This window comes from Thiomonas sp. SCN 64-16 (genome assembly GCF_001725585.1).
GTDB lineage: Bacteria > Pseudomonadota > Gammaproteobacteria > Burkholderiales > Burkholderiaceae_C > Thiomonas > Thiomonas arsenitoxydans.
The window spans coordinates 1-24,873 of record NZ_MEGQ01000011.1 but is presented as its reverse complement, the minus strand read 5'-3'; the positions used below and the strand labels follow the sequence as shown (position 1 = coordinate 24,873).

Sequence of the window (24,873 nt, the reverse complement as noted above, 5' to 3'; positions counted from 1 at the left end):
AGAGGTTCAGCTGTTCTGCACGCTGATGGTCGGGAACTTGGCGGTGTAGTCGCGGCCTTGCTGCGCGACTTTCACTGCCACGGCGCGGGCGATGGATTTGTAGCTCTGGGCGATGGCACCCTCCGGGTCGGCCACCACGGTGGGACGGCCGCTGTCGGCCTGCTCGCGGATGCGGATGTCCAGCGGCAGGCCGCCGAGATAGTCCACCTTGAAATCAAGGCTCATCTTTTCGCCGCCGCCCGCGCCGAAGATGTGCTCGACATGGCCGCAGTTGGAGCACACATGCATCGCCATGTTTTCGACGATGCCGAGAATGGGCACGCCCACTTTCTCGAACATCTTCAGGCCTTTGCGCGCATCGAGCAGAGCGATGTCTTGCGGCGTGGTGACGATGATGGCGCCGGTCAGCGGCACGCGCTGGCTCAGGGTCAGTTGAATGTCGCCGGTGCCCGGAGGCATGTCCACGATGAGGTAGTCGAGGTCTTGCCACGCGGTCTGGCGCAGCAATTGTTCGAGGGCCTGCGTGGCCATGGGGCCGCGCCAGATCATGGGGTTGTCGGCTTCGATCAGAAAGCCGATGGACATGATCTGCACGCCGTAGTTTTCGAGCGGCTCCATGTTCTGGCCGTCGCGGCTTTGCGGCTGGCCGGAAACGCCCATCATCATGGGCTGGGACGGGCCGTAGATGTCAGCGTCAAGCAGGCCGACACGGGCGCCCTCCGCCGCTAGCGCGAGCGCAAGGTTGGCCGCGGTGGTGCTCTTGCCCACCCCGCCTTTGCCCGAGGCCACCGCGACGATGTTCTTCACTTCCGGCAGGGGTTTGAGCCCGCGCTGCACCGCGTGCGACACCACCCGGCTGCGCACCGCCACCGAGACGTTCTGCACCCCCGGCACGGCGCGCAGCGCGGCGATGACTTGCTTTTGCAGATCGGCATGCAGGCTGCGCGCTGGGTAGCCGAGTTCAACTTCGAGCGACACGTCGCCGCCGTCCACGCGCAAGTTTTTGATGGCTTTTTCCGCGACCAGCGAAGCGCCGGTTTGCGGGTCTTGAAGGGTTTGCAGCGCGGCCTGAACCGCAGAATCGAGAGCTTGGGACATGGTCAAACTGATGGAGGGGTGCCGAGTTGTTCGTGCCGATGGAATTTTGAGCCACCGTGCCGATTCAATTTTGACCCGGGGTCTGAGGGCGACTGCTGGGCAGCCGGATGGCAATAAGTCTACGGTTTTTGCTTAGAGTTGGTTTTTGGTGGGCGGGCTTGGATCCTAGGAATCTGTCGGACTTGAGGATCGCGGGCTGCAAAATGGCGCTGCGGCGCCCTGCGCCAGCGGCTTTTTGCCCCATAGCTGCGGCTATGGGGCGGCAAATCCGCCGCCACAGGGCATCCCCATCGCCATTTTTCGCCATCCGCGCCCCAAGCCCGACAGACTCCTTGAGGCAAGCTGCGTCGGACGCGGCACAGAGCGTTGTGCTGGCGGAAATGCAACCGGCGGATCTTGCCAATCATGTCCATGGTGATCACTCCTGCCCCCGCGCCTAAAAAAGCAGCAGGGTAGGTGGAACACCCGAGTCAATTCTCGCTCGGCCCGACAGGCTCCTCTCAAGCTGCCGCAGGGCAGCTTGAAGCCGCAGGCCTCATCCCCCTCTCGGGAGCCAGACGCGAACGCGGCAGGTCTGGGGGCGCTCTCAGTGCAGTACGGCAAGATCGCGGGCCATGCGAATGGCCGCAATCAGGCTGGAGGGGTCGGCCTGATCGCGGCCGGCGATGTCGAACGCCGTACCGTGATCGGGGCTGGTCCGCACAAAGGGCAGCCCCAGCGTGACGTTTACGCCCTGCTCCACGCCGAGATACTTCACCGGAATCAAGCCCTGATCGTGATACATCGCCACCACGATGTCGAAGGCACCCGGGTGCTCGGGCGGTGCGTGACGCGCGCGCATGAACACGGTATCAGGCGGGTAAGGCCCGCTGGCGGCAATGCCCTCGCTGCGCGCCTGAGCGATCGCCGGGGCGATGATCCGCTCTTCCTCGTCGCCGAACAGACCTGACTCGCCCGCATGCGGGTTCAGCCCGGCAACGGCGATGCGCGGCTGCGCCAGCCCCCAGCCACGGGCAGCCTGATGGGCGATGCGCAAGGTCTGCAAAACCGCTTCGGTCGTCACCGCATCGATGGCTTGCCGCAAGGCCATGTGCACAGTCACCAGCACGGTCTTGAGTTGCTCGTTGGCCAGCATCATGCGCACGGGTACGCCGCCCGCGATGTGCTGCAGGATTTCGGTATGTCCGGGAAAGTTCACGCCCGCGGCATGCAGCGCCGCTTTGTGGATGGGCGCCGTCACCACGGCGGCCACCCGACCCGCGAGGGCGTCTTGGGCCGCGGCTTCGATGCACGCGTAGGCAGCCGCACCCGCGCGGGCGTCCACCTGCCCGGTGACGAGATCGGCAGGCAGCGCGACGATGGGCAGCACGGGAATGGCCCCGCGCGGAACCTTCTTCCACTCGGCCAGTTCGTCGAGTTCCACGATGGCCGGACGGCTGCTGTCGGGTGAAAACCGCAGGATGCGCGCTGTGCGGGCCAGCCAAGCCGCGTCGCCGTAAACCACGCACCCATTCGCCTCGCCTTGCGCAAAGGCCCGCACGAGGGTTTCGGGGCCGATGCCGCAGGGGTCGCCCATAGTCAGGGCGATCGGGCGGCTGGGCGACGATTCAGGCGGGGTTGTCGAGGTCGATGAAGACATGGTCGAGTCCGTAGTGAGCGGCCAGATGGTCGCCGAGCGCACGAATGCCGTCGCGCTCGGTGGCATGGTGGCCGCAGGCCAGATAAGTGATGCCCATTTCACGCGCGAAATGCGCCGTGGGTTCGGAAATTTCGCCGCTGACAAAGGTGCGCGCCCCCGCGGCCCAGGCGTCTTCGATCCAGTCCTGCGCGCCGCCGGTGCACCAGGCCAATGTCCCGACAGGCGCATCGGCCTCGCCCACCACCAGGGGCGTGCGCCCCAGATCGCGCGCAACGGCCTGCGCGAGTTGGCCGATGGTCGCTTGCGGCGCGCTGCCCAGACAGCCCAGTTGCTGTTTGCCGAAGCGGCCCTGTACCGACCAGCCCAGCCGCCGCGCCAGCATGACGTTGTTGCCGACTTCGCCATGCGCGTCGAGCGGCAGGTGATAGGCGAACAGGTTGAGATCGGCGGCTAGCAGCAGCACCAGGCGCTTGCGCTTCTGGCGGATGATGCGTGGATCTTCTCCGCGCCAGAAATAGCCATGATGCACCAGCAGCGCATCGGCCCGCAGCGCGATGGCGCGCTCGATCAGCGCCAGGCTTGCCGTAACGCCAGTGACAATGCGCGCAATCTCTTCCCGACCCTCGACCTGCAGGCCGTTTGGGCAATAATCGGTAAAACGCGCGCAATCGAGATAAGTGTCGATTTCGCCCTGCAAATGGTCTCTGCGCATGGTGGCCTTGAAGCGTGATGACGCGCCGCCATGTGGGGAGACAACTCCTCACTCGGTCTCTGTATGCGACGCCTCTGGCTACTATTTTCCCAGACTGTGACGATTGCGCTCGCCGCGCTGTTCGTCGTCTCCACCCTCAAGCCGGAATGGGTGTGCTTTGGCACTCCGGATTCCACGCTGGCGAGCGCGCCGGCTGTCGTCACCATTCAGGACGCCCCGGCCGCGCCTGCCGCTGCGCCCGCTGCGGGAAGCTATAGCGCCGCAGCGCTCAAGGCCATGCCGGCCGTCGTCTCCATCACCACCTCGAAGGCTCCGCGCCGTCTGCCGGGCCGTGACCCTTGGCTGCGCCAGTTTCAGGGCAGCCGCCAGCCGACCGTCGGCCTCGGCTCGGGCGTGATCGTCAGCCCGGACGGCTACATCCTCACCAACAACCACGTCATCGAAGGCGCGGACCAGATCGAAGTCAAGCTGTCCGATGGACGCGAAGCCCGGGCCACCCTGGTCGGGCGCGATCCCGATACCGATCTCGCGGTGCTGCGCATCGGGCTGAACAAGCTACCGGTCATCACATTCGGCAGCGATGCCAACGCGCATGTGGGCGATGTGGTGCTGGCCATCGGCTATCCGTTCGGCGTGGGCCAGACGGTTACGCAGGGCATCATCAGCGCCCTGGGCCGCACCCAGCTGGGCATCAACACCTTTGAGAACTTCATCCAGACCGATGCCGCCATCAACCCCGGCAACTCCGGCGGCGCGCTGGTGGACGCGAACGGCAACCTCATTGGCATCAACACCGCCATCTTCTCGCGCAGCGGCGGCTCGCTGGGCATCGGCTTCGCCGTTCCGGTCTCGACGGCGCGCAATGTCATGCAGCAACTCATCAGCACCGGACAGGTGGTTCGCGGCTGGATCGGCGTCGAACCGCAGGACGTGACCGATCAGCTCGCGCGCACCCTGAATCTGCCGCATCCGGAAGGCGTGGTGATCATCGGCGTGCTGCGCAAAGGCCCGGCTGACGAGGCGGGCGTGCGCCCCGGCGATGTGGTGCTCGATGTGGCGGGCAAGCCGGTGGTCAATACCGGCCAACTGCTTAACGCCGTGGCGGCGCTCACGCCCGGAAGCGAAGCCGCGATTAAGGTGCTGCGCGGCGGCAAGGCCACCACGCTGCAGGTCCGCATCGGCACCCGTCCGCAGAACATCGGCCAGATGCCGCCCGCTGAAAACGGAGAAGGCGTGCTGCCCTGAGCTTGTTTAGCGTAGCGCTCAGGCTGCTGGCGACTGCGCGTCTTTCTCTTCGTCGGAAGGCGGCGCTGAATACTTGACCAGATACTTCGCCGCGAGAATGCCGACCTCGAACAGCAGAATCATCGACAGCGCCAGCGAAGTCTGCGACACCACATCCGGCGGCGTGACGATGGCCGCCACGATGAACGCCACCACGATGAAATAGCTGCGCCAGGATTTGAGCTGCTCAACCGTCACCAGCCCGAAGCGCACCAGCACCATGAGCACCACCGGCACCTCGAACGCGGTGCCGAACGCCATGAACATGGTCAGCATGAAACTCAAGTACGCCTCGATGTCCGGGGCGGCGGTGATCACTTTCGGGGCAAACCCCTGAATGAAGGTGAACAAGCGCCCGAACACAAAGAAGTAGCAAAACGCCACCCCCATATAAAACAACAGCGTGCTGCTGATGATCAGCGGCATGACCAAGCGCTTTTCATGGGTGTAGAGACCGGGCGCAACAAAGGCCCAGACCTGATAGAGCACTGCAGGCAAGGCGATCATGAACGCCACCAGCAGCGTGACCTTGATGGGCACCACAAAAGGCGAGATCACGCCAATGGCGATCATCGTCGAGCCCTTGGGCAGATGCGCGATGAGCGGTTGGGACAGTAGGTCGAACAGGCCCGAGGGGCCGGGGTAGATCGACAGCACAAGGAACACCACGCCGATGGCCGCAATGGCGCGGATGAGTCGATTGCGCAGCTCGATCAGATGCGAGATGAACGGCTGCTCGGCCTCGGGGCTGTCCGGTGTCACTGTTTTCTTGGGGTCAGACACGGGCGATGCACTCGATTGCAAAGAGAGGATGGAACAAGCAGAAGGGGCGCCGCATCGGCACGCTGATCACCACGGCGATCAGCGTTTGACGCGATAACGCGCCATGCGCGCCGCACCCGACAAGGCCTGGGTGCGCACACGCGCCTGCCGCCGGTACCACTGCGGAACCGTATTGCCCGAGAGTTTTTTGCGTTTCTTGGTCGGATAGTCCGGCCTGGGCAGACTGGGGGACGAAAAACCATCGGCCATGGAAGGCTCGGCCTCGCCGCTCAGACCCGCCGTGGCTTCCTTCCAGGCATCATCAAAGCTGCCCTGAACCTCGGCCACGTTGTCGCTCACCGACTTTTTCATATCCTGCGCTGCGGTCTCAAGGGACGATTTCACGTTGCGCAGCTCTTCAAGATCGATTTGGCGATTGACCTCGGCCTTCACTTCAGCCAAGTAGCGCTGCGCGCGGCCCAGCAAATTGCCCGCAGTGCGAGCCACGCGCGGCAGTTTCTCCGGCCCGAGTACAACTAGGGCCACCACGCCGATCAGGCCGATTTCGGACATTCCGATGTCAAACATGGGCGGTCAGTGGGAGCAATGGCTCAGCAGGCAAGCCGAGCAGGAAAAGAGATACAAAAGAGATACAAAAAATCGGGGCAAGACAAAAAACCGGCATCGCTGCCGGCTCGCGGTGAGGGCCAATTTCAGGAAGACGACTTCTCTTTGGCCTGCACGTCAATGGCTTCTTTCTTGGCGCTGGCTTCGGCGGCAAGCTGTTTGTCGGCCTCGGCAGGTTTGTCATCTGCGCTGGCATCGCGCATGCCGTCCTTGAAACCTTTCACCGCAGAACCGAGGTCGGAACCCATGTTCTTCAGCTTCTTGGTGCCGAACACCATCATCACAATCACCAGCACGATCAGCCAGTGCCAAATGCTAAATGAGCCCATGATTTACTCCTTCGCCGCAAAAAAATTAAGGGGCCTGTTTTTTCCACGGACGGGGACCGCCCATAACGTGCAAGTGCAGGTGAAACACTTCCTGCCCTCCATTCTGGCCGGTGTTGATGACGGTACGAAACCCGTCATCACAACCCTGCTCACGCGCCAGTCGGGGTACAAGCTGCAACATTTTACCGAGTAAAGCCTGATGCTCCGTACCCACATCGAACAAAGACGATAGATGCAGTCGGGGAATGATCAGGAAATGGACGGGCGCCGCCGGGTGAATGTCGTGAAATGCGACCACATCCTCGTCCTGGTACAGCACTTTGGCGGGCAGTTCACCCGCGGCGATTTTGCAGAAAATGCATTGGGAATCAGTCATGGCGGGACGGCAATAGCGAGGGAAAAGATTCAGAGAGAAGGACGCACCTGCTTGCGCTCGGTGAGTTTGAGCCAGCCTTTGACCACACGGTAAATGGTCCAGAAATACACCACGGCCAGCACCAGAAAACCTAGACCAAAAACCCAGATCAGGGCAAAGCCGATCACCGACCAGAACAGCGCCCACCAGAAGGTGCGAATCTGCCAGCGCAGGTGATTCTCCACCCAGGTGCCGCGGGCGTCATCGAGCTTCACATAGTCGATGATTACGCCGATGACCGCCGTGATGCCCCAGAAAAAACTCAGCGCCTGCAACACATAGACGACCAGCGCAATCGTTTTGAGACCCTCGACGTCTTGAGGGCCGGGTTGATCGATGAGGGTTCTTGGATCGTTCATGGCGCCGAGCTCAGGGGTTGACCGCGCGCGCGGCAAACTCGGCCAGACCCGACCTGCCTTCGCGGCGCTCCAGTTCGGCAAGCACTTGCTGCGGCGTGAGGCCATGCTGGGCCAGGGCGATCAGGCTGTGGAACCACAGGTCGGCGGTCTCGTACAGAATTTTCTCCGCCTCGCCATCCTTGGCCGCCATGACGAGTTCGGTAGCTTCTTCGCCGATTTTTTTCAGAATGGCGTCTTCGCCCTTGTGAAACAGCCGCGCCACATAAGAAGCGCTCGGGTCGGCCCCTTTGCGGCTGACGATGGTGGCGTAGATGCGCGCGAGCGCCGCGCTGGAATCGGCGGCCCCGGCTGCGTCAACCTGCCCATGCGCGGACGCGCCGTCATAGATCTGTGCCGGGTCTTTCAGTACCGGATCAGCCACCTTCCAATGGCCGTGATCGAGGCTGTTGAAAAAACAGGACTCGCGCCCGGTGTGGCAGGCAATGCCGCCCGCCTGCTCCACTTGCAGCAGCACCACGTCGCCGTCGCAATCGAGGCGGATATCGCGCACGGTCTGCACATGGCCGGACTCTTCGCCCTTGTGCCACAGCTTGTGGCGCGAGCGCGACCAATACACCGCTTCGCCGCGCTGGTGCGTCAGCTCCAGCGCCTCGCGGTTCATCCAGGCGAACATGAGCACGCGCCCAGTATGCGCGTCTTGCGCGATGGCGGGCAAGAGCCCGCGGGCATCCCATTTGACTTGATCGAGCCAGTTCATGGAATGGATTTTAGGCGTTCCACCCCCGCCCTGACCCAGCAGTTTGCGCAGGACGCTCACAGCGCCAGATCGGGCCGCATGGCGATGCCTCGCCCGGCCAGGTATTGCTTGGCCTGCCCCACGGTGTATTCGCCGTAGTGGAAGATGCTGGCGGCGAGCACGGCGTCGGCGTGGCCTTCGAGAAAGCCCGCAGCCAGATGGTCGAGACTGCCTACGCCGCCCGAGGCGATGACGGGCACGCTCACCGCGTCTGACACGGCGCGGGTGAGCGCCAGATCGAAGCCGATCTTGGTGCCGTCGCGGTCCATGCTGGTGAGCAGGATTTCGCCCGCCCCCGCCTGCGCCATGCGCACCGCCCACTGCGCGGCGTCGAGCCCGGTCGCCTTGCGGCCGCCGTGGGTGTAGACCTCCCAGCCCTCGCCGTCTGCGCGGCGCTTGGCGTCGATGGCCACGACGATGCATTGCGCGCCATATTTGGCCGAGGCATCGGCGATGACTTGCGGGTTGGCCACTGCGGCGGAGTTGAAGCTGACCTTGTCGGCCCCGGCGTTGAGCAGGCGGCGCACGTCGTCCACGGTGCGCACGCCGCCGCCCACGGTGAGCGGAATGAAGACCTGCGACGCGACCGCCTCGATCTGGTGCAGCAGCAGATCGCGGGCGTCGCTGGTGGCGGTGATGTCGAGAAAGGTGAGTTCGTCCGCGCCCTGGGCGTTGTAGCGAGCGGCGATTTCCACCGGATCGCCGGCATCGCGCAGTCCGACGAAGTTGACGCCTTTGACCACGCGGCCGCCGTTCACGTCGAGACAGGGGATGATGCGTTTGAACAGCATGATGGGTGCGCCTAGAGTCGCGTCAGGCCGCGTCAGCGGCTGGTGACGTAGCGTTGGGCGGCGGCGAAATCGAGCGTGCCGGTGTAGATGGAGCGGCCGCAGATCACGCCTTCGACGCCGCTGCTTTCCACCGCGCAGAGCTTTTCGATGTCGTCCATGCCTGAGAGGCCGCCGGAGGCGATGACCGGCACGTCGAGCACTTCGGCCAGTCGCACGGTGGCCTCGATATTGATGCCGGTGAGCATGCCGTCGCGGCCGATGTCGGTGTAGATCACGCCTTCGATGCCGTAGTCCTGGAACTTGCGTGCCAGATCGGCGACTTCGTGACCGGTGAGTTTGCTCCAGCCATCGGTGGCGACTTTGCCGTCGCGGGCATCGAGGCCGACGATGATGTGCCCGCCAAAGGCGCTGCAGGCATCGCGCAGGAAGCCGGGGCTTTTCACCGCGGCCGTGCCGATGATGACAAAGCTCAGGCCCTGATCGAGATAGGCCTCGATGGTGTCGAGATCGCGGATGCCGCCGCCGAGCTGCACCGGAATCTCATCGCCCACCTCGTCGAGAATCGCGGCAATGGCCTCGGCATTGCGCGGCTTGCCGGCGAAGGCGCCGTTGAGATCGACCAGATGCAGGCGTTCAGCGCCCTGGTCGATCCAGTGCCGGGCCATGGCGGCGGGATCTTTGGAGAACACCGTGGCGCCTTGCATTTCACCTTGTTCGAGGCGAACGCACTGGCCGTCCTTGAGGTCGATTGCCGGAATGAGCAGCATGATGTCAGGGCAAATGAAAAGAGTGGCTCGAAGAAAGTTGAGGAAACCGCACCGTCAGGGCGACCAGTGCAGAAAATTGCGATACAGCATCAGCCCCGCGTCGGCGCTTTTTTCGGGGTGAAACTGGGTGGCGAAAAGATTGTCGCGCGCCACCGCGCTGGCAAACCGCACGCCATACTCGGTCTCGCCCGCACTGTGGCTGCCGTCTTGCGGCGCGGCGTAAAAACTGTGCACGAAGTAGAACGCCGCGCCATCAGGCACCTGCGCCCATAGCGGATGCAGCGCCCCACGCGCATCGCGACCCTGCCACACCGCGTTCCAGCCCATATGCGGCACTTTGTAGCGGCTGCCATCGGGCTGCAACTGGCCGTCGAGCTCGAAGCGCTGCACCTGGCCGGGAATCAGGCCGAGACCATCGACATGACCTTCGGTGCTGTGATCGAGCAGCATCTGCATGCCCACGCACACGCCGAACAGCGGCTTGCTGGCTGCCGCTTGCAGCACGGCCTCTTGCAGGCCGGACTCGCGCAGCTCACGCATGCAGTCGGGCATGGCGCCCTGGCCGGGCAGCACTACGCGGTCGGCTGCGCGCACCACGGCGGGGTCGGAGGTCACGACCACGTCGAACTCGGAGCCTGCGGCGACATGCGCCACGGCTTGCGACACCGAGCGCAGATTGCCCATGCCATAGTCCACAACGGCAACGCGTTTCATCGATTCAGGGAAGGAGGCGGTTTGACTTCAGCAAAGCAGCGCGAAAGACAGAAAGACAAGAGCGGACCTGTAATGCCAATTTACAGCGAACCTTTGGTCGAGGGAATCAACTCGCCCATGCGAGGATCGCGCTCGGCGGCCGCCCGTAGGGCGCGACCGAAAGCCTTGAACACGGTTTCGCACTGGTGATGCGCGTTGTCACCGCGCAGATTGTCGACATGCACGGTGATGGCGGCGTGGTTGACCAACCCCTGAAAGAACTCGTGGGCCAGATCGACGTCGAATTCGCCAATCATCGCACGGGTGAACGGCACATGCCATTCCAGACCGGGGCGGCCTGAAAAATCGATGACCACGCGGCTCAGGGCTTCATCGAGCGGCACATAGGCATGGCCGTAACGGCGGATGCCCTTCTTGTCGCCGATGGCCCGCGCCAGCGCCTGGCCCAGCGTGATGCCCACGTCTTCGACCGTGTGATGCGCGTCGATATGAAGATCGCCCTTGGCCTGGATGTCGAGGTCGATCAACCCGTGCCGGGCGATCTGGTCGAGCATGTGATCAAAGAAGCCCACACCGGTGGACAGTTTGGAGACGCCGGTGCCGTCGAGGTTGAGGGACACGGTGATTTGCGTCTCGGCGGTGTTGCGGGAAACCTGGGCAGTGCGCATGGGAAAGTGGCGTCAAAAACGGCGGTCAATACGGCGGTCAATAGGCGCAATCCTAACGTCAGCGCGACGCCGCCGTCTGCTGCGCAACGGCGTCGTAAGCGTTCAGCAAGGCTTCGCACTGCTGCGGGGTGCCGATGGTGATGCGCAGGAAGTCGGCAATGCGCTGCGGGCGGGCGAATTGCCGCACCAAAATGCGCTGCTCGCGCAACTGCGCCGCCAGGCTTGCGCCCTCGTGTGCGGGGTGGCGCGCGAACACGAAATTCGCCTGCGAAGGCAGCACCTCGAACCCACGCGCGCGCAGGCCTTCGCTCAAGGCCTCACGGCTGGCTTGAATGCGTGCGCTGGTCTGCGCCAGCCAGGCGGCATCTGACAGGGCGGCTGTGGCACCAGCGAGCGCTAGACGGTCTAGGGGATAGGAATTGAAGCTGTCTTTCACCCGACTGAGTGCTTCGATCAGATCGGGGTGGCCCAGCGCATAGCCCACGCGCAAGCCGGCCAGCGCCCAGGCCTTGGACAGGGTACGGATCACCAGCAATTGCGGATAGCGGTCGATCAAGGGTGCAGCGGTCTGCCCGCCGAAATCGACATACGCCTCATCGACCACCACCACGGAATCGGGATTACCCGCCAGCAGACGTTCCACTTCCGCCAGGGGCAGCGCCATGCCAGTTGGGGCATTGGGATTGGGAAAGATGATGCCGCCATTCGGCCCGGCCTGCAAATAGTCATCGACGGCAATCGAGAAGTCGGCACGCAGCGCGATCTCGCGCGTCTCGATGCCATACAGGCGGGCGTAAACGGGATAGAAGCTGTAGGAAATGTCGGGGTGCAGCAGCGGCGCTGGATGCCGCAGCAGCGCAATGAAGGCATGCGCCAGCACTTCGTCCGAGCCGTTGCCGACGAAGACCTGCTCGGCCTTCAGTCCGTGATGGTGTGCAATCGCGGCCTTAAGCCCGGTGGCCTGCGGATCTGGGTACAGACGCAAATCGCCCGTGGTCTGCGCCGCGATAGCCTGCAGCACCTTGTCGCTGGGCGGATAGGGGCATTCGTTGGTGTTGAGTTTGATCAGCCCGTCGATCTGCGGCTGTTCGCCCGGCACATAAGGGGTCAGACCGTGAACGACTTCGCTCCAGAATCGGCTCATGGCATTTCCGTTTCAGCGCAGCCGCATTTCGGCGGCGCGGGCGTGCGCGGTCAGGCGTTCGCCGTGGGCCAGCACGCTGGCGATACGGCCGAGTTGCTGCGCGCCCTCGGCGCTGACCTCGATGATGCTGGAGCGCTTGATGAAGTCGTACACCCCCAGCGGCGAGGAGAACCGGGCCGTGCCCGAAGTGGGCAAGACATGGTTGGGCCCGGCGCAGTAGTCGCCGAGCGACTCGGAGGTGTAAGCGCCGAGAAACAGCGCGCCAGCGTGCTTGAGCGCGGGCACATATCGATGCGGGTTCTGCGCGGAAATCTCCAGATGCTCCGGCGCGATGCGGTTGGCCAGCGCACAGGCCTGCGCCATGTCGCGCACGCGGATAAGCGCGCCGCGGCCGTTCAGCGAGGCGGTGATGATGTGCTTGCGCGGCATGTCGGGCAGCAGCCGGTGGATGGCCTCGGCCACGGCGTCGATATAGGCCGAGTCCGGACAGAGCAGGATGCTCTGCGCCAGTTCGTCATGCTCGGCCTGGCTGAACAGATCCATCGCCACCCAGTCGGGCGGCGTGCTGCCGTCGGCGAGCACCAGAATCTCGGACGGCCCGGCGATCATGTCGATGCCGCAAACGCCGAACACCCGCCGCTTGGCCGCAGCCACATAGGCGTTGCCAGGGCCGACGATTTTGTCCACCGCGGGCACGGTGGCCGTGCCGTAAGCCAGAGCGCCCACCGCCTGCGCCCCGCCGATGGCGAAGGCGCGGCTCACGCCGGCCACGGCCGCTGCGGCCAGCACCAGCGGATTGCGCTCGCCGCCCGGCGTAGGCACAACCATGATGATCTCTTGCACACCGGCCACATGCGCCGGAATGGCGTTCATCAGCACCGAAGAGGGATAGGCCGCCTTGCCGCCGGGCACGTAAATGCCCACGCGGTCGAGAGGCGTGACCTTCTGGCCGAGCAGAGTGCCGTCTTCATCGCGGTACTCCCAGCTCTGGCCGACTTGTTGCAACTGGCGCTCGTGGTAGCGGCGCACCCGGATGGCGGCCGCCTCCAGCGCGCTGCGCTGCTCCGCAGTGATGGTGGCAAGCGCGGCCTGCAACTCGGCCTGGCTGATCTCGAGCACGGCCATGTCGGGCGCGTCCAGGCGGTCGAATCGGCGCGTGTAGTCGAGCACGGCGGCATCACCGCGCTGCTGCACATCGCGCAGGATGTCGGCCGCGCGGGCATCGATCTCGGCGTTTTCATCGGCCATGCGGGCGAACAGGGCGCGGTATTGCGTCTCGAAGTCGGGGCCGGTGGCGTCTAGCCTGCGCAGTTGCAGGGCATGGACCGGAGCATTGAGCGGGGCGTTCATGCAGCAGCCTCCTCGGTGGCTTGCGCGGCTTGGCGCAGTTGGTCGATCAGGGGTTTGAGCAAAGCCGTGCGGGTTTTGAGCGCGGCCTGGTTGACGATGAGACGCGCGGAAATGTCCATGATGTGTTCCACCTCAACTAGGCCGTTGGCCTTGAGCGTGCCTCCGGTAGAAACCAGATCGACGATGGCGTCGGCCAGCCCGGTGAGCGGCGCCAGTTCCATCGAACCGTAGAGCTTGACCAGATCAACGTGCACGCCCTTGGTGGCGAAGTGCTCGCGCGCCATGTGCAGGTATTTGGTGGCCACCCGCAGACGCGCGCCCTGTTTGACCTGGCCTGTGTAGTCGAAATCATGCCGCACCGCCACGCTCAGGCGGCAGCGGGCAATGCCCAGATCGACCGGCAGATACAAGCCGTCCGCCCCGCTGCCGGCGAAGTATTCGCGCAGCACGTCCAGCCCGGCCACGCCGATGTCGGCGCCGCCGTAGCGCACATAGGTGGCCACATCGCTGGCCCGCACCAGCACCACGCGCACATCGGGCCGATTGGTCGGCAGGATGAGTTTGCGCGTGGACTCGGGATCGCCAGACACCGTGATGCCCGCCCGCGCCAGCATGGGCAGGGTGTCTTCGAAAATTCGTCCCTTGGACAGTGCGAGGGTCAGCATGTCGGTTCCTTACTTGCCGCTGATGCGGTCGCTGATACGTTCGATCTGCGCGCCCAGGCCGCGCAGCTTGACCTCCATGGCGTCGTAGCCGCGGTCGAGGTGATAGATGCGGTCGATCACGGTTTCGCCTTCAGCCGCCAGCGCCGCCACCACCAGGCCGGCCGAGGCGCGAAGGTCGGTCGCCATGACGGTGGCGCCCGAGAGCTGCGGCACGCCATGCACCACGCAGGTGTGACCGTCGATATCGATCTGCGCACCCAGCCGCATGAGCTCCTGCACATGCATGAAGCGATTCTCGAAAATGGTCTCGGTCATGCGCGCGGCGCCGTCTGCCAGGCAGTTGACCGCCATGAACTGCGCCTGCATATCGGTGGCAAAGCCGGGGTATTCGGTCGTGCGCACCGAGACGGCGCGCGGACGACCGCCGGGCAGCGCATCGGCCCGCAGGCGAATCCAGTCGGCGCCGGTGTCGATCTGGGCTCCGGCTTCGCGCAGCTTGTCGAGCAAGGCATCCTGGTGAGACGGCTCGGCCCCCTGCACCGTCACATCGCCGCGCGCGGCCAAGGCGGCGCACAGAAAAGTGCCGACTTCGATGCGGTCGGGAATGATGCGGTGCGACGCGCCGTGCAAGGCGTCCACGCCCTGAATGCGAATCTGCGAGGTTCCGTCGCCGCGGATCTGCGCGCCCATGGCACGCAGCAGATTGGCGAGATCGACAATCTCGGGCTCGCGCGCCGCGTTGTCGATCAGGGTCTCGCCCTCGGCCAGCGTGGCGGCCATCATCAGGTTTTCGGTGCCCGTCACGGTGACCATGTCGGTGGTGATGCGCGCGCCGCGCAACCGGCCCGAAGGCGTCGCCACGCGGGCCACGATATAGCCATGTTCCACCGCGATGTCCGCCCCCAGCGCCTGCAAGCCCTTGATATGCTGATCGACCGGGCGTGCGCCGATGGCGCAACCTCCGGGCAGGCTCACCCGCGCCTGCCCGAATCGCGCCAGCAAGGGGCCGAGCACCAGCACCGAGGCGCGCATGGTCTTGACCAGTTCATACGACGCCTCGTAGTGATTCACCGCTGCGGCACTGAGGCGGATCTGCCCGCCGTCCTGTTCGACCTGAGCGCCCAGGCTGCGCAGCAGCTTGGCCAGGGTGCGCACATCCATGAGCTGCGGCGCGTTGTTCAACTGCACGGTCTCGGCGGTGAGCAACGCGGCGGCGATCAGCGGCAGCGCGGCGTTCTTCGCCCCGCTGGCCTGCACCACGCCTTGCAGCGTGCGCTGCCCGGTGATTCTGAGTTTGTCCATGATGACCTTCAGCTCGGCAGTCTTGCGCTACCCAGCAGCACGCGTCGTCGCGCGCGAAAAAGGCAGGATTCTAGGCGTTCGGTAATGCCGCGAATTCCTGCGGGGTGAGCGTTTTCATGGACAGCGCGTGAATTTCCGCGCGCATGCGCTCGCCGAGTGCCCCGTAGACCAGTTGGTGCCGCTGCACCCGGTTGCGTCCTTCGAAAGCCGCGCTGACGATGGTGGCGTAAAAATGCTGGCCATCACCTTCGACGTGCAGATGACTGCATTCCAGCCCCGCGGCGATGTAGCGGTGGAGGTCTTGGGGGGTGGGAAGAGACATGGGGTTCAGTTCCGAAGTTTGGTGCCGCGCACCAGCATGGCCAGGGCGATGCCGCCGCAAAGCAGGTTACCCAGCAGCGCCGCCAGCAGACTGATCCAGGGCGAGACATCGCCCGAGCCGAAAAAACCATAGCGGAAGCCGTCGATCAGATAGAAAAACGGGTTGAGGTGCGAGGCCAGTTTCCAGAAACCCGGCAGGCTGTGAACCGAGTAGAACACGCCCGAGAGAAACGTCGCGGGGGTGATGATGAAGTTCTGGAAGGCGGCCATCTGATCGAACTTCTCCGCCCAGATACCGGCAATCAGGCCGAGCGCACCCAGCATGCTCGCCCCCAGAATGGCAAAAATAAGAATCCATAGCGGATACACAAAGGTCAGCGGGACGAACCACATCGTCACCAGCAGCACCCCGGCGCCGACCATCAGCCCCCGCAGCACCGAAGCGCCCACATAGGCCGCGAACAGTTCCCAGGGTTTGAGCGGCGACAGCAGCACGAACACCAGATTACCGGTGATCTTGGACTGGATGAGCGAAGACGAGGTGTTGGCGAACGCGTTCTGCAACACGCTCATCATCATCAGACCAGGGATGAGGAAGGCGGTGTACGGCACATGCCCAAACACCTGCAAGTGCGCCGTGAAGGCGTGGGAGAAAATCAACAGATAGAGCAGCGCCGTGACCACGGGAGCCGCGACAGTCTGGAAGCCCACTTTGATAAAGCGCTGCAGTTCCTTCTGCAGCAGGGTGTACAGCCCGGTCATCGCGCGGCTCCGATCAATTCGAGAAACACGTCTTCGAGGTCGGCGCGGCGCAGCTCCAGTTCATCGATCTCACAGCCCGCCTGGCGCAGCGCGGCGAGCTTGGCCTCCACATCCTGCGCGCCCCGCACCGCCAGCGCGACGCGCCCGCCCTGCTCGGCGCCCAGCCCTTCGGGCAAGCGTCCCTTGAGCAGGCGGAAGTACAGCACCGACGACGCAAACCGCTGCAGCAGCGCCTCGGTGCGATCGAGCGCGACCACCTTGCCGCCCTTGATCACCGCGATGCGTTTGCACAGCGCCTCGGCTTCTTCGAGATAGTGCGTGGTGAGCAGCACGGTATGGCCTTCGGCGTTGAGCCGGGCGATGAACTCCCACAGTGATTGCCTCAGTTCGACATCGACTCCCGCAGTGGGCTCGTCGAGCACGATGACCTGCGGCCGGTGCACCAGCGCCTGCGCCACCATCACCCGGCGTTTCATGCCGCCGGACAAAGCCCTCATGTTCTTGTCGGCCTGCGCGGTTAGCCCGAGGTTGTGCAGCAATTCGTCGATCCACGGATCGTTCTGCCTGAAGCCGAAATAGCCCGATTGAATGCGCAGCACCTGGCGCACGGTGAAAAACGGGTCGAACACCAGTTCCTGCGGGACGACGCCCAGCAGACGGCGGGCCGCAGCGGCGTCGCGCTGCACATCAAAGCCGGCCACTCGCACATGACCCGAAGTCGGGCGCGTGAGGCCGGCCAGCATGCTGATGAGCGTGGTTTTTCCCGCGCCGTTGGGGCCGAGCAGACCGAAGAACTCGCCGTCGGCAATGTCGAGCACGACGCCATCGACGGCCAGGTTCTGGCCGTACTGCTTGACGACGCGATCAAAGGAAACAGCAGGAGGATTTGATGACATGGACGATGAACAGCGCCCGCGCAGACCGGGCGCGACGCGCCGCTCCGCTCGGGCGAGAAAAATCAGGGATGCTCGGCTGCCGGGCCGAACAGAAACTCAAGCCCGTAAGCCTTCGCCAGATCACGTAATCGGGCAGGAATGGCCTTTACCTCTAGGGCTTGCTGAGGGGCGACACGGCGCAATTCGAGCAAGAGGGCCAGCGCGGCGGAATCGAAGGTGTGCAAGGCGCCCGCATCGACCACCCAAGGCGTTGACTGCGCACCCGAAGCCTCACCTAAAGTCGCCAGCGCTTGGCGCCGCACGGCCGAGGCGGTATCGAGGGTCAGGTCGGCGGGCAGGGCGTAAACCGGCATGGTGCAATCCAGATCAGCCCTTGGCCTGGGCGAGGTTCTGGTTTTTTTCCTTCAGCGTGGCGATCAGGCCATCGATGCCTTTTTGCCCGATCTCCTGGGCGAACACGCTGCGGTAGTTGTCGACCAGCCAGATGCCCATGACGTTGACATCGGTGATCTTCCAGCCAACCGGGGTGTTCTCCAGGCGGTAGTCGAGTTGCAGCGGTTCGCCGTTGTTGATCACGCGAGTGCGCACCGTCACATCCTGCGCATTCGCGGGTTCACGGTAAGGCAGCATCTTGACCTTCTGATCCTTGATCTGCTTGACGGCGCCGGCGTAGGTATAGACCAGCAGTTGTTTGAACTGCTGCTCCAGCGCGGTGCGCTGTGCCGGAGTGGCTTCGCGCCAGTAGCGCCCCACGGCGCTCTGAGTGATTTTCTGGAAGTCCACATTGGGCAGGATTTTCTGCTCCACGAACTGCATGACCACCTCGGGATTGCCCGAGCGTAGTTTTGGATCCTGCTGCACATCGCGAATGATCTCGTTCGACATGGTCTCGATCAATTGCGGCGGCGAGAGCGTGTCTGCGGCCTGAGCGAGCACCGGAACCCCGGCCAGCATCACCGCGGAGGACAGGGATAAAGCCATGAAGTGGCGTCGAAGCATGGGAGGTTCTCCAGTTCTTGTGTTGTGTCGATTAACGCGCGGCCGCCCCTGAGGATGACAGCGGCAGTCGGTTCAGTGCGAGGGGGCGTCTGGCTTGGCGTCTGCCTTGGCAGCCGAGTTCGCCGCACTGGCCGCGGCAGTTGGCGTCGGGGAGGCAAAACTCATCAGGCCCCCGTTCGCGTCGTCGTAGCTGTACTTAGCCAGCGGATTGGGCTCGCCCAGATCGATGATGGGCCGGTCGCGCACCTCTTCAACCTGGGATTTGCGGCGCTGTTCGTAGGCGCTGCGTGTAAAGACGTAGGGATCGAGCGCAATCTGGTCGAACAAATTGGAGGCGCTCAGCAGATTGGCGCGGGTATTCACCAGATTGAGCGCCAGCGCGCCGTAGCTGGCGCTGGGCGGGCTGATCTGCGCCGTTGGGCCATAAGCGAGAAACACCCCGGTGCCAGCGGCGTCGCGCACCGTGCTCGGTCCGTAGAACGGCAGCACCACATACGGCCCGGAACCCACGCCCCAGCGCGCCAGCGTGAGCCCGAAATCGTTGGGGTGTTTGTAAATGCCCATCTCTGTGGCGATGTCGAGGGTGCCGAACAGACCGAACACCGAGTTGACCCCCACGCGCATAAAGGTACTCAAACCATCGTGCACATTGCCCTGCAGAAAGTCATTGGTCATCGACCACACATCGCCAAAATTGCCGAAGAAATTGGTCACACCGTGGCGAATCGGCGTGGGCGTGACGGCTTTATAGCCGGTGGCAACTGGCTTGAGCACGGCCTTGTCGACCTTGTCATTGATGGTGAACATCGCCCGGTTGTAAGGCTCTAGCGGGTCTTGCGGGTTGTGCGTGGCACAGCCGCCCAGGGCAGCCAGCGCCAGCAGCGGAATGAATCGCGCCATCGGTTTCATTTGCCGTCTCCCGCCCCGCTCGAAGCGGCTTTGTTGTAGAGGAATTGACCGATCAGATTTTCGAGCACCACGGCCGACTGGGTATTGCGAATCACTGAGCCGTTGGCGAGATTCTTTTCACTGCCGCCGGGGCTGAAATCAATGTATTGATCGCCCAGCAAACCGGCCGTCAGAATCTTGGCCGAGGTATCCACCGGGAATTTGAAACGCTGATCGATGGCCATGTGCACATCGGCCTGGAAGGTCTGATTGTCAAAGGTGATGGACGTCACCCGCCCCACGACCACGCCCGCGCTTTTCACCGGCGCGTCCGCCTTGAGGCCGCCGATATTGTCAAACCGGGCCGTCACCGTATAGGTTGGCCCCCAGTTGATCTGCAGCAGATTGCCCGCCTTGAGCGCCAGAAACAGCAAGGCGGCAGCTCCCAGCACAACGAGTATGCCCACCCACAGATCGATTTTTCGTTGATTCATTTGCGACAACTCCAGGGCCTCATGCCCTCAGGTGCTGAACATCATGGCGGTCAACACAAAGTCCAGTGCCAGTACCGCCAGCGAAGCAATGACCACGGTGCGCGTGGTGGCCCGCGACACGCCCTCGGGCGTCGGCTGACTGCGCCAGCCCTGCAACAGCGCGACGAAGGTGACGGCCAGGCCGAACACCACGCTTTTGATCACCCCATTGCCCACATCCTTGAACACATCGACGCCGCTTTGCATCTGCGACCAGAACTGCCCGGCATCGACGCCGATCATCACCACCCCCACCACATAGCCGCCCATGATGCCCACCGCGCTGAACACAGCCGCCAGCAGGGGCATGACAATCACGCCAGCCCAGAACCGCGGAGCAAGCACCCGCACCACCGGATCGACGGCCATCATCTCCATCGCCGCAATCTGCTCGCCGGCCTTCATCAGGCCGATTTCGGCAGTCAGCGAGGTGCCCGCGCGACCGGCAAACAGCAAGGCGGTGACGACGGGCCCGAGCTCGCGCACCAGCGACAGCGCCACCAGCACCCCCAGCGCGCTCGACGAACCGTAACGCGACAAGGTGTAGTAACCCTGCAGCCCCAGCACGAAGCCGACGAACAGGCCTGACACCGCAATGATGACCAGCGACAAATTGCCGAGAAAATACATCTGCTGAATCAGCAGGCTGGGACGCATGAACACCCGGCCGACCAGCCACAGCAGCCGCACGAACAAGCGCGCCGCATAACCCAGGCTGGACAGCAGTTGCCGCGTGCCAACGCCGATGGAAACCAGTCTGTCAGCCACCGTCATGCCCGCTCCTTGCGCACGCTGTCAGGCCGCAAAAAATCATCCCCAATCGCCGCGGCCGGGTAATGAAAATGCACCGGGCCGTCGGGCTCGCCGCGCACGAACTGATGCACCAGGGGATCGGTGCTCTCGCGCATCTGCTGCGGCGTGCCGTGGGCGATCAAGCTGCCATTGCCCAGGATATAAACATAATCGGCGATGTCGAAAGTCACCTCGACATCATGCGACACCACAATGCTGCTCAGGCCCAGCGCGTCGTTGAGGCTGCGGATCAACCGCGCCGAAATCCCCAGCGAAATGGGGTCGAGTCCGGCAAACGGCTCGTCATACATCACCAGCGCCGGATCGAGCGCAATGGCCCGCGCCATCGCCACCCGTCGCGCCATCCCGCCCGAAAGCTCTGCAGGATAAAGATCGCGCGCTCCACGCAGCCCGACGGCGTTGAGCTTCATCAGCACCAGATCGCGAATCATCGAATCCGGCAAATCCGTGTGCTCACGCAGCGGAAAAGCCACGTTGTCGAACACGCTCATATCGGTAAACAGGGCGCCGAACTGAAACAACATGCCCATGCGCCGCCGCATGGCGAAAATCTGATCCTGCGACGCCCCGGCCAGGTCTTGTCCCTCGAACCGCACCGAACCCCGCTGGGGCCTGACCTGCCCGCCGATCAGCCGCAGCAGCGTGGTCTTCCCCCCGCCCGATGCGCCCATCACCGCGACCACCTGACCCCGCTGAATGGTCATGTCGATGTGACGCAGAATCGGCCGCTCGCCATACCCAAAATCGAGCGCGTCGATCTGGACAATGGGCCGAGCAAAAGTGTCTTGCATGTTTGGAGGGATGTTGGGCGGGAAAGACAGACGATTCAGTCTTCTCTTCGGAAAATGCCCCGCACCGCAGGGCAACTGGCGCATTCTAAGGACTTACCCTAGACCTCGCAGAACCGATGCTTCGCCCTCGGCCCCGTCGGATTCGTATGCCCGCAGCGCATTGAGATCGGGCACTTCAATTCCGCCATAGCGTAGCTGCAGTAATCCCAGACTGCAGAGATGACTCAACGCCTTGTTCACCCGTTGACGCGATAGACCGCAGAGATATCCAAGCTCTTCCTGAGAGATACGCAGCCACCTATCCACGCCGGGATAAAGGATGGGATGAAACATAGCAGCAACCGTACGGGCAACCCGTTCATCTGCGCCTGAAAGTCGGTCAATTTGGAGTTGGCCTATGAACTGCCCGAGCCGCTCGTTGAGTTGGTTGACGATGACCCGATTGAACTCGAGACTACGGTCCAACAGCCAGAAAAAGCACTCGGCCGGCAACAGACCGATATGGCTATTGCGCAACGCAATGACGTCATAGCGCCAATGCTCGCTTTTTAGCAGAGTGCCCTCACCGAACCATCCGCCCGGTGCCACGCCCGTGTAAGTCAGAGATTTTCCGCTGACCGAGACCGAGGAAATCTTGACCAGCCCGTCCAGCACACCTACCCAGTACCGCGCCTCCTCGCCACGGTGACAAACCATCGCACCCGCATCAACATTTTGCCGATGCAAGGAGCCACGCACCCGCTCTCGCTCGTGCTCGGTCAGGACATGCATCCAAGCGCACGACCCTTCACTCTCCGTGTAATCCCTAGTCATTTTCTGGATGAATTGTCAGCTGGAAGACAAATATGCACCAAACAACTGCATACACTCCGTTTCAAAATGTAATTTCACCTGGGTTTTTGTCATTCGGTTGTAACCGTCTACCCGGTAGCCAAAGGAGGAGACATGGAGTATGCGCATTCCGCTGGGAGGACATTCCCCCAGCTTCTTTGCGAGCAGGCCAGAATCCGTCCCAAGGGAATCGCGTGGCGCGAAAAGGAGTTGGGCATCTGGCAGGAAACCACCTGGGATCGGGCACTCGACTGGGTACAGCAGCTTGCAGGTGGCCTTGCCAAATTGGGGGTCAGCCGAGGCGACCATATTGCAATCATCGGCGAGAACCAGCCGCGCCTTTATGCCACCATGCTGGCCGCTCAATGTTTGGGCGCAATCCCCGCACCGCTTTACCAGGACGCCGTCGCAGCCGAGTTGGTCTACCCACTGCAAATCGCCGAGGTGAAACTCGCGGTGGCGGAGAACGAGGAGCAGGTCGACAAGCTGCTGGACATCCGCGATCAGCTTCCATTTCTGCAGCACATTCTTTATCACGATCCGCGCGGGCTCAGAAAGGCCGAGGCGGCCTGTCTCCTCAGTCTTGATCAGATTGAAACCGAGGGCACTGACTGGTGGACTCGGCATTCTGGCGGCTTCGATGCCGTCGTGCAGTCCATCGAGACAGACGACGTGGCTGCACTCTTCTTCACTTCTGGCACCACCGGCAAACCCAAAGGGGTTGTGCACACGCACGGTAGTTTGATCGACCGCGCTCGTGCCGGTGCTGCCTTTGACCGACTTGGGCCACAGGAAGAGGTGCTCGCCTACCTGCCTCCGGCTTGGATCGGACAGAACATCTTTTCCTACGCCCAGCATCTGGTCTGCGGATACACGGTGAACTGCCCGGAATCGCCTTCGACAGTGGCGATCGACCTGCACGAAATCGGCCCGACCTATTACTTCGCCCCGCCCCGGGTATTCGAAGCGCTGCTCACCGACGTGCGCGTGCGCATGGACGATGCCGCACCCCCCAAGCGCCGCTTGTTCGACGCCAGTCTGGCCATCGCCCAAAGGGTGCACGCGGCGAAAGACAACGGCAAACCGCCCCGCAAGCTTGATCTCTTGTTGTTGCCCATAGCCGACCTATTGATGCTGGCGCCGCTGCGCAACGTGCTGGGAATGAGCCGAATCCGCGTGGCTTATACCGCGGGAGAGGCAATCGGGCCGGAACTATTCCGTTTCTATCGGTCTATTGGCATCAACCTCAAACAGCTCTATGGCTCCACTGAAACCGCCGTCTTCGTCTGCATGCAACCCGATAACGGCGTGCGCAGCGACAGCGTCGGTCTTCCAGCGCCGGGCGTGGAACTGCGGGTCGCTGAGCACGGAGAAATTCTGCTTCGCAGCGCTGGTCTGCTGCGCGAGTACTACAAGAACCCGGAGGCCACTTCCGAAGTGCTCGATGCCGACGGTTGGTACCACACCGGAGACGCCGGTTGGCTGGAACCGGACGGTCAGCTGCGCATTATCGATCGCGCCAAGGATGTGTCGGCACTCTCGGGCGGAGCGTTGTTTGCCCCCAAACTGATTGAAAACAGGCTGAAGTTTTTCCCGGCGATCAAAGAGGCGGTGGCCTTTGGGGCAGGACGCGACCATGTGGTCGCAATGATCAATATCGACTTTCCAGCGGTGGGGAGTTGGGCCGAAAAGTTCGGTCTGCCGTACACCGGTTACGCCGATCTTTCAGGCAAGTCAGAAGTCGCCGACCTTGTGGCTGAATGCGTAGCCAAGGTCAACGCCGATCTTGCCGCAGACCCACACACGGCCGCCTTGCAGATCCACCGCTTTGCCGTACTCCACAAGGAGCTCGATCCGGACGACGACGAACTCACACGGACTCGAAAGGTACGCCGCCGTTTCGTGGCAGAAAAATACGGCAGTCTTATCGCTGCGTTGTATGACCCCGCTCAGACTCATCACCATCTGAGCGTGCAGGTGCGCTTTGACGATGGCCGCACGGGCACCGTTCAGTCTGACTTGAGACTGCGCAATGCCCAGGTTTACCCGGCACTGCGCTCGGCTGCCTGATCTCGTGAGACCCACCATGGCCGCCCTGCTCGACACCGCATCAGCCTTCACACATCCTTCGTCGGCGCAAGCGCTCGCCGCAACCCAAATGCCGGTGTTGCGGCTGGAAGATATCCACCTGCGATTCGGTGGCATCAAGGCGCTGCAGAGTATCGGCTTCGATGTTCAGCCAGGCGAAATCCGGGCGATCATCGGACCCAACGGCGCCGGAAAGAGTTCGCTGCTCAATGTGATCAATGGCGTCTATCAGCCCCAGCAGGGACGCTTGACTTTTGCCGGCCAAGCGCTGGGTTTGATGCGCCCCGTTCTCGCGGCAAAATTGGGCATTGCACGTACCTTCCAAAATCTGGCGCTGTTCGCGGGCATGAGCGTGCTCGACAACATCATGGCGGGTCGCAATCTGCACATGCGCTGCGGCCTGCTCTCTCAGGCCTTGCGGCTCAGACCAGCCGTGCGCGAGGAGGTCACGCACCGCTTGGTGGCCGAACGCATCATCGATTTCCTCGAAATCCAGGCTTGGCGCAAAGTGCCTGTGGGACGTCTGCCT

At 63.2% G+C, this 24,873-nt stretch carries 30 protein-coding genes; 3 read left to right on the top strand and 27 right to left on the bottom strand.

Annotation, left to right across the window (positions count from 1 at the left end; genetic code table 11):
• Window positions 1-6 precede the first annotated feature (6 nt).
• From apbC to ABT24_RS04640, 3 genes are all read right to left on the bottom strand, one after another.
• Window positions 7-1,098, bottom strand: a complete 1,092-nt coding sequence (gene apbC, locus ABT24_RS04650; RefSeq protein ID WP_276727655.1) for an iron-sulfur cluster carrier protein ApbC — start codon at window positions 1,096-1,098, stop codon at window positions 7-9.
• Between the two features lie 586 nt (window positions 1,099-1,684).
• A complete protein-coding gene (pdxA, locus tag ABT24_RS04645) occupies window positions 1,685-2,737 on the bottom strand; it encodes a 4-hydroxythreonine-4-phosphate dehydrogenase PdxA (RefSeq protein ID WP_276727658.1) in 1,053 nt (350 codons plus the stop codon).
• A complete protein-coding gene (locus tag ABT24_RS04640) occupies window positions 2,706-3,449 on the bottom strand; it encodes a Nif3-like dinuclear metal center hexameric protein (protein WP_276727662.1) in 744 nt (247 codons plus the stop codon). Before ABT24_RS04640 ends, pdxA begins: the two co-directional genes overlap by 32 nt.
• A 63-nt stretch (window positions 3,450-3,512) precedes the next feature.
• Here ABT24_RS04640 and ABT24_RS04635 point away from each other — a divergent pair, with 63 nt between their 5' ends.
• A complete protein-coding gene (locus tag ABT24_RS04635; protein ID WP_276727665.1) occupies window positions 3,513-4,694 on the top strand; it encodes a S1C family serine protease in 1,182 nt (393 codons plus the stop codon).
• 18 nt (window positions 4,695-4,712) lie between these two features.
• Here the strand turns inward: ABT24_RS04635 and tatC are convergent, their stop codons facing one another.
• The 24 genes from tatC to ABT24_RS04515 form a co-directional block, all read right to left on the bottom strand.
• Window positions 4,713-5,516, bottom strand: a complete 804-nt coding sequence (gene tatC / locus ABT24_RS04630; protein WP_013105164.1) for a twin-arginine translocase subunit TatC — start codon at window positions 5,514-5,516, stop codon at window positions 4,713-4,715.
• Between the two features lie 78 nt (window positions 5,517-5,594).
• Complete coding sequence (gene tatB / locus ABT24_RS04625; RefSeq protein ID WP_276727668.1) at window positions 5,595-6,083, bottom strand: Sec-independent protein translocase protein TatB; 489 nt, start codon at window positions 6,081-6,083, stop codon at window positions 5,595-5,597.
• Between the two features lie 125 nt (window positions 6,084-6,208).
• Window positions 6,209-6,451, bottom strand: coding sequence for a Sec-independent protein translocase subunit TatA (gene tatA, locus ABT24_RS04620; RefSeq protein WP_013105162.1), 243 nt, complete (start codon window positions 6,449-6,451; stop codon window positions 6,209-6,211).
• A 25-nt stretch (window positions 6,452-6,476) separates the two neighbouring features.
• Complete coding sequence (locus tag ABT24_RS04615; protein WP_013105161.1) at window positions 6,477-6,827, bottom strand: histidine triad nucleotide-binding protein; 351 nt, start codon at window positions 6,825-6,827, stop codon at window positions 6,477-6,479.
• Between the two features lie 29 nt (window positions 6,828-6,856).
• Window positions 6,857-7,225 carry a DUF4870 family protein gene (locus ABT24_RS04610; protein ID WP_156053198.1) on the bottom strand — a complete coding sequence of 123 codons (369 nt, stop codon included), beginning with the start codon at window positions 7,223-7,225 and terminating at the stop codon, window positions 6,857-6,859.
• A gap of 10 nt (window positions 7,226-7,235) precedes the next feature.
• The gene (gene hisIE / locus ABT24_RS04605; protein WP_276727731.1) at window positions 7,236-7,991 is read right to left on the bottom strand and encodes a bifunctional phosphoribosyl-AMP cyclohydrolase/phosphoribosyl-ATP diphosphatase HisIE; all 756 of its coding nucleotides are present in this window, start codon (window positions 7,989-7,991) and stop codon (window positions 7,236-7,238) included.
• Between the two features lie 47 nt (window positions 7,992-8,038).
• On the bottom strand, window positions 8,039-8,812 hold the full coding sequence (hisF, locus tag ABT24_RS04600; protein ID WP_276727671.1) for an imidazole glycerol phosphate synthase subunit HisF: 774 nt from the start codon (window positions 8,810-8,812) through the stop codon (window positions 8,039-8,041).
• Between the two features lie 32 nt (window positions 8,813-8,844).
• Window positions 8,845-9,579, bottom strand: coding sequence for a 1-(5-phosphoribosyl)-5-[(5-phosphoribosylamino)methylideneamino]imidazole-4-carboxamide isomerase (gene hisA, locus ABT24_RS04595; RefSeq protein ID WP_013105158.1), 735 nt, complete (start codon window positions 9,577-9,579; stop codon window positions 8,845-8,847).
• A gap of 54 nt (window positions 9,580-9,633) precedes the next feature.
• On the bottom strand, window positions 9,634-10,293 hold the full coding sequence (hisH, locus tag ABT24_RS04590; protein WP_013105157.1) for an imidazole glycerol phosphate synthase subunit HisH: 660 nt from the start codon (window positions 10,291-10,293) through the stop codon (window positions 9,634-9,636).
• Window positions 10,294-10,373: 80 nt separating this feature from the next.
• The gene (hisB, locus tag ABT24_RS04585) at window positions 10,374-10,961 is read right to left on the bottom strand and encodes an imidazoleglycerol-phosphate dehydratase HisB (protein ID WP_276727674.1); all 588 of its coding nucleotides are present in this window, start codon (window positions 10,959-10,961) and stop codon (window positions 10,374-10,376) included.
• 58 nt (window positions 10,962-11,019) lie between these two features.
• Window positions 11,020-12,105, bottom strand: coding sequence for a histidinol-phosphate transaminase (hisC, locus tag ABT24_RS04580; protein ID WP_276727677.1), 1,086 nt, complete (start codon window positions 12,103-12,105; stop codon window positions 11,020-11,022).
• A gap of 12 nt (window positions 12,106-12,117) precedes the next feature.
• Entirely contained in the window at window positions 12,118-13,455 is a 1,338-nt protein-coding gene (gene hisD / locus ABT24_RS04575) for a histidinol dehydrogenase (protein WP_276727680.1), read from the bottom strand.
• On the bottom strand, window positions 13,452-14,120 hold the full coding sequence (gene hisG, locus ABT24_RS04570) for an ATP phosphoribosyltransferase (RefSeq protein ID WP_276727683.1): 669 nt from the start codon (window positions 14,118-14,120) through the stop codon (window positions 13,452-13,454). The genes hisD and hisG overlap by 4 nt, the downstream gene beginning before the upstream one ends.
• Window positions 14,121-14,129: 9 nt before the next feature.
• Window positions 14,130-15,422 carry a UDP-N-acetylglucosamine 1-carboxyvinyltransferase gene (gene murA, locus ABT24_RS04565; RefSeq protein ID WP_276727687.1) on the bottom strand — a complete coding sequence of 431 codons (1,293 nt, stop codon included), beginning with the start codon at window positions 15,420-15,422 and terminating at the stop codon, window positions 14,130-14,132.
• A gap of 70 nt (window positions 15,423-15,492) precedes the next feature.
• Complete coding sequence (locus tag ABT24_RS04560; RefSeq protein ID WP_276727690.1) at window positions 15,493-15,744, bottom strand: BolA family protein; 252 nt, start codon at window positions 15,742-15,744, stop codon at window positions 15,493-15,495.
• 5 nt (window positions 15,745-15,749) lie between these two features.
• Entirely contained in the window at window positions 15,750-16,505 is a 756-nt protein-coding gene (locus tag ABT24_RS04555) for an ABC transporter permease (protein ID WP_276727693.1), read from the bottom strand.
• On the bottom strand, window positions 16,502-17,401 hold the full coding sequence (locus tag ABT24_RS04550) for an ABC transporter ATP-binding protein (protein WP_156053209.1): 900 nt from the start codon (window positions 17,399-17,401) through the stop codon (window positions 16,502-16,504). Before ABT24_RS04550 ends, ABT24_RS04555 begins: the two co-directional genes overlap by 4 nt.
• Window positions 17,402-17,463: 62 nt before the next feature.
• Complete coding sequence (locus ABT24_RS04545; protein ID WP_156053210.1) at window positions 17,464-17,754, bottom strand: STAS domain-containing protein; 291 nt, start codon at window positions 17,752-17,754, stop codon at window positions 17,464-17,466.
• A gap of 13 nt (window positions 17,755-17,767) precedes the next feature.
• Window positions 17,768-18,400, bottom strand: coding sequence for an MlaC/ttg2D family ABC transporter substrate-binding protein (locus tag ABT24_RS04540; RefSeq protein WP_276727698.1), 633 nt, complete (start codon window positions 18,398-18,400; stop codon window positions 17,768-17,770).
• A 72-nt stretch (window positions 18,401-18,472) separates the two neighbouring features.
• The gene (locus tag ABT24_RS04535) at window positions 18,473-19,309 is read right to left on the bottom strand and encodes an MlaA family lipoprotein (protein WP_156053213.1); all 837 of its coding nucleotides are present in this window, start codon (window positions 19,307-19,309) and stop codon (window positions 18,473-18,475) included.
• Complete coding sequence (gene mlaD, locus ABT24_RS04530) at window positions 19,306-19,782, bottom strand: outer membrane lipid asymmetry maintenance protein MlaD (RefSeq protein ID WP_013105145.1); 477 nt, start codon at window positions 19,780-19,782, stop codon at window positions 19,306-19,308. Before mlaD ends, ABT24_RS04535 begins: the two co-directional genes overlap by 4 nt.
• Before the next feature lie 27 nt (window positions 19,783-19,809).
• Window positions 19,810-20,595: a lipid asymmetry maintenance ABC transporter permease subunit MlaE gene (mlaE, locus tag ABT24_RS04525; protein WP_013122577.1), complete on the bottom strand. Its 786-nt coding sequence runs from the start codon at window positions 20,593-20,595 to the stop codon at window positions 19,810-19,812.
• Window positions 20,592-21,425 (bottom strand): ABC transporter ATP-binding protein, encoded by an 834-nt coding sequence (locus tag ABT24_RS04520; protein ID WP_013105143.1) that lies wholly within the window; start codon window positions 21,423-21,425, stop codon window positions 20,592-20,594. The genes mlaE and ABT24_RS04520 overlap by 4 nt, the downstream gene beginning before the upstream one ends.
• Before the next feature lie 93 nt (window positions 21,426-21,518).
• Window positions 21,519-22,196 carry a Crp/Fnr family transcriptional regulator gene (locus tag ABT24_RS04515; RefSeq protein ID WP_276727703.1) on the bottom strand — a complete coding sequence of 226 codons (678 nt, stop codon included), beginning with the start codon at window positions 22,194-22,196 and terminating at the stop codon, window positions 21,519-21,521.
• Window positions 22,197-22,370: 174 nt separating this feature from the next.
• Between ABT24_RS04515 and ABT24_RS04510 the strand changes: the two genes are divergently transcribed.
• Together ABT24_RS04510 and ABT24_RS04505 are read left to right on the top strand one after the other, a co-directional pair.
• The gene (locus tag ABT24_RS04510) at window positions 22,371-24,326 is read left to right on the top strand and encodes an AMP-dependent synthetase/ligase (protein ID WP_276727706.1); all 1,956 of its coding nucleotides are present in this window, start codon (window positions 22,371-22,373) and stop codon (window positions 24,324-24,326) included.
• An 88-nt stretch (window positions 24,327-24,414) separates the two neighbouring features.
• The coding region (locus tag ABT24_RS04505) for an ATP-binding cassette domain-containing protein (protein ID WP_286737404.1) at window positions 24,415-24,873 on the top strand (459 nt) is incomplete at its 3' end.